Origin of the sequence: Zestomonas carbonaria, from assembly GCF_904061905.1 — a bacterium.
Classification (GTDB): Bacteria; Pseudomonadota; Gammaproteobacteria; order Pseudomonadales; family Pseudomonadaceae; genus Aquipseudomonas; species Aquipseudomonas carbonaria.
The window spans coordinates 1-5,590 of the sequence record NZ_CAJFCI010000069.1 but is presented as its reverse complement, the minus strand read 5'-3'; the positions used below and the strand labels follow the sequence as shown (position 1 = coordinate 5,590).

Annotated in this window: 7 protein-coding genes; 5 read left to right on the top strand and 2 right to left on the bottom strand. The window is 63.8% G+C overall.

The window, feature by feature from the left end:
- The first annotated feature begins 199 nt into the window (after positions 1-199).
- Positions 200-988: a TatD family hydrolase gene (locus PSEWESI4_RS16665; protein WP_187672339.1), complete on the top strand. Its 789-nt coding sequence runs from the start codon at positions 200-202 to the stop codon at positions 986-988.
- 208 nt (positions 989-1,196) lie between these two features.
- Here the strand turns inward: PSEWESI4_RS16665 and PSEWESI4_RS16660 are convergent, their stop codons facing one another.
- Positions 1,197-2,330, bottom strand: a complete 1,134-nt coding sequence (locus PSEWESI4_RS16660) for an aminotransferase class V-fold PLP-dependent enzyme (RefSeq protein ID WP_187672338.1) — start codon at positions 2,328-2,330, stop codon at positions 1,197-1,199.
- Between the two features lie 75 nt (positions 2,331-2,405).
- Between PSEWESI4_RS16660 and PSEWESI4_RS16655 the strand changes: the two genes are divergently transcribed.
- The 4 genes from PSEWESI4_RS16655 (at position 2,406) to PSEWESI4_RS16640 (ending at position 5,328) form a co-directional block, all read left to right on the top strand.
- Positions 2,406-3,044, top strand: a complete 639-nt coding sequence (locus PSEWESI4_RS16655) for a TetR/AcrR family transcriptional regulator (protein ID WP_187672337.1) — start codon at positions 2,406-2,408, stop codon at positions 3,042-3,044.
- A 56-nt stretch (positions 3,045-3,100) separates the two neighbouring features.
- On the top strand, positions 3,101-4,069 hold the full coding sequence (locus PSEWESI4_RS16650) for a GTP 3',8-cyclase MoaA (protein WP_187672336.1): 969 nt from the start codon (positions 3,101-3,103) through the stop codon (positions 4,067-4,069).
- Between the two features lie 77 nt (positions 4,070-4,146).
- Positions 4,147-4,749 (top strand): DUF4823 domain-containing protein, encoded by a 603-nt coding sequence (locus PSEWESI4_RS16645; RefSeq protein ID WP_235978957.1) that lies wholly within the window; start codon positions 4,147-4,149, stop codon positions 4,747-4,749.
- A gap of 9 nt (positions 4,750-4,758) precedes the next feature.
- Entirely contained in the window at positions 4,759-5,328 is a 570-nt protein-coding gene (locus PSEWESI4_RS16640) for a DUF1285 domain-containing protein (RefSeq protein ID WP_187672334.1), read from the top strand.
- 150 nt (positions 5,329-5,478) lie between these two features.
- Here PSEWESI4_RS16640 and PSEWESI4_RS16635 read toward each other — a convergent pair.
- A partial coding sequence (locus PSEWESI4_RS16635; RefSeq protein ID WP_187672333.1) for a 4Fe-4S dicluster domain-containing protein occupies positions 5,479-5,590 on the bottom strand: 112 nt, incomplete at its 5' end.

The window sequence follows — 5,590 nt, the reverse complement described above, 5'->3', positions numbered from 1 at the left end:
AAGGTGATCAAACGCATGGCCTATGGCTTCCGGGACTCGGACTACTTCTTCCTGAAAATCAAGGCCGCCTTCCCCGGGAAAGCGCGATGAACCAAAAAAGGGGGGGGACGCAGAAGGTGCATGGCCAGAACGCTGTCCAGCCTCCAGCCTCTTTCCATTACAATCTCCCCCTTTCCTCCATCCCAAGCAGTTACTCCCTATGCTGGTCGATTCCCATTGCCACCTCGATCGCCTGGATCTCGCGACCCATGGCGGTTCCCTGGATTCCGCCCTGGATGCCGCGCGAGCGTGCGGTGTCGGGCATTTCCTGTGCATCGGCGTGAGCGCCGACAATGCCGCCGCGGTCAAGGCGCTGGCCGAGCGCTATGCGGACGTGGATTGCTCGGTGGGGGTGCACCCGCTGGACCTCGAACCCGGCGCCGCGCCGGCCCTGGACTGGTTGCTGGGCGAGCTGGAGCACCCTCGGGTGGTGGCGATCGGAGAGACGGGGTTGGATTATCACTATGAGCCGGAAGCGGCCGAGTTGCAGCAGGAGGCCTTCCGGCTGCACCTCGAGGCGGCGCGGATCACCGGCAAGCCGGTGATCGTGCATACCCGCGCGGCGCGGGCCGACACCCTGGCGTTGCTGCGCGAGGCGGCCTTGCCGCAGGCCGGGGTATTGCACTGCTTCACCGAGGATTGGGAGATGGCCAGGGCTGCCCTGGATCTCGGTTTCTATATCTCGCTGTCCGGCATTGTCACCTTCCGCAATGCCGACGCCCTGCGCGAGGTCGCCCGCCGGGTGCCGGCCGGCCGCTTGCTGGTGGAGACCGATTCTCCCTACCTGGCGCCGATTCCCTACCGCGGCAAACCCAACCTGCCGCAGTACGTGCGCGAAGTGGCGGAATTCCTGGCCAGCGTGCGGGGGACCAGTTTCGAGAAACTGGCGGAGCAGACCACCGCCAATTTCCAGCGCCTGTTTCCGCTCGCCCGGGTAAATCGCGGATAAAAAAAACCCGGGTTCTGGGGGATGAATCCGGGTCAAGACCATTAGGAGTAAATCAAGGTACGCAGTCCACGGTACCTTGCCTGACGGGGCACTTGGGGGGAGGTGCCGCACACCAGTAACTTTGAGTATTGGTGAAGATTGACGCGCGTCCAGGCTGTCCAGCTCGTTTTTTAAACAGATTTGGAATACTGGCACGGCTGTTGAGTGCTCATCTCGTTGCCATCTGACCTAACAGCGCCAAGGTTTCCTCGATCACCCGCGCTTCGGTATAGAAGTGCGGGGAGAAGCGGATGCCGGGCCCGCGCTGGGCACACACCACCTGCTCGCTTCGGAGTTTCTCGAACAGCTCGCGATTGTCCTGGCCGTCCAGCGTGAACGTCAGGATTCCGGCGCGCCGGGCGGGATTGCGTGGGCTGTGCAGGGTGACACCGTTGATCCGCTCGAGCCCGTCGAGCAACCACTGCACGCGTTCGTGCAGGGCATTGCCCACGTTCTTCATGCCGACTTCCTCCAGCAGCGACAGGCTGGCTTCCAGGGCCATGGCGGCCAGCATGTTCGGGCTGCCACATTCGAAGCGCTTGGCGCTGCGTGCCGGCTGCCAGTCGTTGCGGTCGTAGTCGCCGGCATGTTCGAGCATGTGCCAGCCGTATTCGTGCAGCTTGAGTTGTTCGCGCAGGTCGCTGCGGCAATAGAACACGCCAAGCCCTTCGGGGCCGAGCATCCATTTGTGGCCGTCGGCCATGGCGAAGGCACAGTCGCAGCTTTTCACGTCGAAGGGCAGGGCGCCGAGCTGCTGGATGGCGTCGACGCAGAGCAGCACGCCGCGCTGGCGGCATCCCTGGCCGAGGCGCTCCAGGTCGAGACGCAGGCCGCTGGCGTACTGCACGGCGCTGATCGACATCAGCCGGGTGCGTGGGCCGCAAGCGCTCAGCAGGGCGCCTTCCGGGTCGCCGCCACTCAGGGAAACCTGTACGACTTCAACGCCGTGCGGTTTCAGGGCTTCCCAGACGACGCGGTTGGACGGGAATTCCTCGTTGCTGATGACGACCCGGTCGCCGGGCTGCCAGTCCAGGCCGAAGGCGACGAAGGACAGGGCTTCCGATGTGTTCTTTACTAAGGCGATGTCCGCGCTGGTCGGCGCATTGAGCAGGCGCTTGAGCCGGTCGCGCAGCTGGCGCTCCAGTACCAGCCAGTCGGGATAGTCGCGGGCGCCGAGGCGCACGTTCTGTTCGGCGAAGCTCGCCACGGCCGCGGCGGCCCGGCGTGGCCAGGGCGCGACGGCGGCGTGATTCAGGTAACGCAGCCCCGGGGCTTGGGGAAACTCGTCTTGATAGCCATACATGGTCTTATGATCCGTGCAATTTCACGCTAAATAGGCATAATACGCGCCTTCGCTTTTTGACCTTGCAGTCTATTTATGCAGAAAGAACCCCGAAAGATTCGTGAATTTCGCCGCCGTGAGCAGGAGATCCTCGACACTGCGCTGAAGCTGTTCCTCGAACAGGGGGAAGACAGCGTCACCGTCGAGATGATCGCCGACGCCGTGGGCATTGGCAAAGGCACCATCTACAAGCACTTCAAGTCCAAGGCGGAGATCTACCTGCGCCTGATGCTGGACTATGAGCGCGACCTCAATGCCCTGTTCCATTCCGAGGATGTCGACCGCGACAAGGAAGCGCTGTCGCGTGCCTATTTCGAGTTCCGCATGCGCGATCCGCAGCGCTACCGGTTGTTCGACCGCCTGGAAGAGAAGGTGGTGAAGGGCAGCCAGGTGCCGGAGATGGTCGAGGAACTGCACAAGATCCGCGCCTCCAACTTCCAGCGCCTGACCCAACTGATCGAAGGCCGCATCGCTGAAGGCAAGCTCGAGGACGTTCCCGCCTATTTCCACTACTGCGCGGCCTGGGCGCTGGTGCACGGCGCCGTGGCGCTGTACCACTCGCCGTTCTGGAGCAGCGTCCTGGAGGACCAGGAGGGCTTCTTCCAGTTCCTCATGGACATTGGCGTGCGCATGGGCAACAAGCGCAAGCGCGAAGGCGAGGCGCCAGGCAACTGAGAAGGTTCCCGGCGCACGAGGGGATATACTCAACGTGACAGCCGCCGGAGCCTTTCATGATCGTCGACCGCCAGGGCAGGCGATTCCGCAACCTGCGGGTCAGCCTGACCGCCGCCTGTAACTACGCCTGCACCTACTGCGTGCCCGATGGCAAGCGCCTGGTGGCGACGCAGGATGAGTTGTCCGCAGAGGCCATGGTGCGCGGGGTGGTCTACCTGATGGAGGCCGCCGGCATCGAGCGTCTGCGCATCACCGGCGGCGAACCGCTGGTCAGCCCCAGGCTGGAGCCTTTCTTGCGCGGCGTCCGCGGCCTGGGCCTGGTCGATATCAGCCTGACCAGCAATGGCCAACTGCTTGCCCGCAAACTGCCGATACTGCTCGAAGCCGGTATTCGCCGCCTGAACATTTCCCTCGATACCCTGGACGCCGAGCGTTTCCGCCAGATCGCCCGTGGCGGCGATCTGCGCAGCGTGCTCGATGGGCTGGAGCGGGCCCGGGCGGCAGGTATGAAGATCAAGCTCAACATGGTGCCGCTGCGCGGGCAGAACCTCGATCAGGTTCTTCCGCTGCTGGAGTACTGCCTGGAGCGGGGATTCGAGCTGCGCTTCATCGAGCTGATGCGCATGGGGCACCTGGCCCATGATGCGAACACCTTCCAGCAACGCTTCGTCGGTATCCAGGAGTTGCTGGATCTGGTGGGCGAGCGTTATCCGTACGTGCAGGCCGACGCACCGCTGGACGCCACGGCGCTGCGCTACGAGATACCCGGTCTCGGCTTCTTCGGCGTGATCGCCAACGAGAGCGTGCCGTTCTGCCGGACCTGTTCGCGGCTGCGCCTGTCGTCGACCGGCTGGTTGCATGGCTGCCTGTCGTCAAGCAACCGGCACTATATCGGCGACCTGCTCGACAAGCCGCGCCACCAGGCCCTGCCGGTGCTGCAACGATTGCTGGTCAAGGCCCTGGCGGACAAGCAGGAAGTGGCTTTCTCCGGCGGTGCGACGATCATGAAGGTCATCGGCGGCTGATCACGATGGATTTGGCGCGGAAGATGCAGACGGACCCTATCCGCCGGTTTCTCGTCACCGGCATAGGGAGGACTGCAATGCGATACCTGATTCCGCTCTGGATGGCGTTGGCCCTGGGCGGCTGCATGAAGATCAGCGATATGGCCGACAGCACTCGCTATCACCTGAGCGATGCCGGGCTGCTCGACCACAGCGAAACCCGCCGCGCCAGCCCGTGGCGCCTGCAGGCGGACTCCTTCATCTACATCGCCCAGGGCCATTTCGTGCCGCCGGGCAGTGCCTATCCGCGGCCCAACGTGGTGGCGGAGGAGACCTTCAATGGCTTCGTCGAATACTTTCCCATGGTGCGCCGCGCCCGTGGGCCGGCGGGGCTCGAAGAGGCCATGGGGCAAGCCCGCGCGGCCGGGGCGCATTACCTGCTGTACAGCCGCTTCGCTTCTGCCGACGACCGCATCGGAACCTATGACGAGTGGGCCGACGAGGAAGCGCTCGACCGGCTCGGGGTCGACAAGGGTGTGATCCAGATGATGCTGGTCGAGACCAATACCCGCTATCTGGTCGACACGGCGACCATCCGAAGCCGTGGCGGCTTTCTGACTTTCTACGACAACCAGCCGGAAGACCTGCTCGGCCCGCCGTTGCAGGATTACGCCCGCCGCCTGCTGGGCGTGCGTGAATAGGGAGGAACGATGAGCAAACCCGGCCAGGCCGATAACCTGCTGGCGCAGATCCCGAAATCCGAGAAGAAGGGCTTGCCGCCCGTGCACCTGTGGAATCCGGATTTCTGTGGCGACATCGACATGCGCATCGCGCGCGATGGCACCTGGTACTACATGGGCACGCCGATCGGCCGCAAGCCGATGGTGCGGCTGTTCTCCACCATCATCCGCCGCGATGGCGACGATTATTTCCTGGTCACTCCGGTGGAGAAGGTCGGTATCACCGTCGACGATGCGCCGTTCGTCGCGGTGAGCCTGCAGGTGGAAGGAGAGGGGGAGGGGCAGGTACTGCGCTTCGTCACCAACGTCGAGGATGAAGTGGTGGCCGATGCCGGGCATCCGCTGCGTGTCGAGGTCGATGCGGAGAGTGGCGAGCCATCGCCCTATGTGCTGGTGCGCGGCAACCTGGAGGCGCTGATCCATCGCAACGTGTTCTACCAGTTGGTGGAACTGGCGGTGGAGCGGGAAATCGAAGGAGAGCCCTGGCTGGGAGTGTGGAGCGCCGGAACCTTCTTTCCAATCGGGCCGCAGCCAGAATAGTTGGCTGCCCATGAAAAAAGGCTCCCCAGGGAGCCTTTTTGTTCCATCGACGCTTTCTTGTAGGGTGCGCCGCGCGCACCGATAAGGCGGCAGCGCCAATGTTTCCGGTCGTTCCCGGTAAACGGTGCGCATGGCGCACCCTACCAGAGCTTACATGTTGGGGTAGTTCGGCCCGCCGGTGCCTTCCGGGGCGACCCAGGTGATGTTCTGGGCCGGGTCCTTGATGTCGCAGGTCTTGCAGTGCACGCAGTTCTGCGCGTTG